This is a genomic window from Athalassotoga sp. (assembly GCF_049965695.1).
Taxonomy (GTDB): Bacteria; Thermotogota; Thermotogae; order Mesoaciditogales; family Mesoaciditogaceae; genus Athalassotoga.
On sequence record NZ_JBMFWB010000051.1, the window covers coordinates 1 to 1,341 of the forward strand.

At 41.4% G+C, this 1,341-nt stretch carries 2 protein-coding genes; both read left to right on the forward strand.

The annotated features are described in order from the left end of the window. The first annotated feature begins 33 nt into the window (after positions 1 to 33). Positions 34 to 435 carry a hypothetical protein gene (locus ACP5NR_RS08695; RefSeq protein ID WP_428006355.1) on the forward strand — a complete coding sequence of 134 codons (402 nt, stop codon included), beginning with the start codon at positions 34 to 36 and terminating at the stop codon, positions 433 to 435. Positions 436 to 492: 57 nt separating this feature from the next. Further along, a complete protein-coding gene (locus ACP5NR_RS08700; RefSeq protein ID WP_428006356.1) occupies positions 493 to 1,047 on the forward strand; it encodes a hypothetical protein in 555 nt (184 codons plus the stop codon). Positions 1,048 to 1,341: the final 294 nt, after the last annotated feature.

Here is a 1,341-nt window from a genome sequence, read left to right on the forward strand (position 1 = left end):
GCAACTGATGTCCTGTCCTAGCATTGGTTTGATATGAAATTTTATGAAAATCAGAAAAAGCACCATGCATACAAACAAAATGAAAAAGCAGTTGAGGATGGTGTTGGTGCTACAAGCTTTGCACAAAAGGATAAAAGCAAAGATCTTATTTGTTTTATTTGTGGTAAACCAGGTCACAGGAGCCCCCAGTGCCCTGATAAGGACAGTATCCCAAGAAATCAATGGGCCATCAAAAAAGCGATGGCAGGTATGCAGTCAAAGGGCAAAGGAGATGCTGATGATGATGACAAATCCACTAAAACTTCAACATCAAACAGGAGTGTCCACCATAAGAAAACTGAAAAAGGATGGAGTGGACTTACTGTGTCTGCCAAAGCACAGGAGTGCGGCAGTATGCACAAACAGATTGATCAAAAGAAGAGCAAAGAGACTTAAAAAGATCTAAAAGATGTGATTTTACTTGACTCTGGATCAAGTATTGGAGCGACTTTCATGAATCCAGACTTGGTTACTGGAATCAAGGTTGCTAAGCATCCACTAATGATGACTACAAATGCTGGATCCAAGGTTATTGGACTCAAAGGCCATGGAAATGGTTTTGGAAAAGTTTACTATGATCCAACCAGCATGGCAAACATTTTTGGACTTGCTCAATTGGCTGACAAGTACCGAGTTACATTTGACTCAGAGGTTGAAAATGCATTTGTTGTTCATGTGAATGACAGAGTTGTTAAATTTGCTCGCACACCAGAAGGGTTGTATGCCTACAAACCCAGTGATCGCTACCTTGCAGAAGTAGCAGAATCCAAATGTATGAACCCACCAGACAGTACTGATGCTGTGACTGACTACCGTGGCAAAAGTTTTCTTATCTCCAGTGTGGAGGAAAACCGCAAAGGCTACACGCAGTGCCAGTTTGATGATGCTCGTTGGAAGAATTATCAAAAAGAGAAAAATTACTGTACTATTCATGAATCTGAACCAGAGGACACAGAGGGTTACAAGACAGGATTCAGAATTTGGATTTCTTCGCTGACAGAGCGATGACTCTTCGCTTTCCCCTCTCCTCTCACTTTCTTTAGTTAACTGATGTAGTAGTAACAGGTTGTTGCTCATCATCTCTTAAAGTGTAATACCAACATTAACTAAAGAAAGCATCATTTGATTGTTGTTGAATCTGTCTGAGGTACAGGCAGAAGAAAAAACAAGTGTTTTCGTGAAGAAACGAGATTAAGCGGTGAAGGTATCACCCAGAAGGTCAACAGGGGCGCAGAAACACGATTCCCCACGATTACCGTACAGCTGTACGCGATTTCAGTACCAAGAGTTCCGAAAACTCAG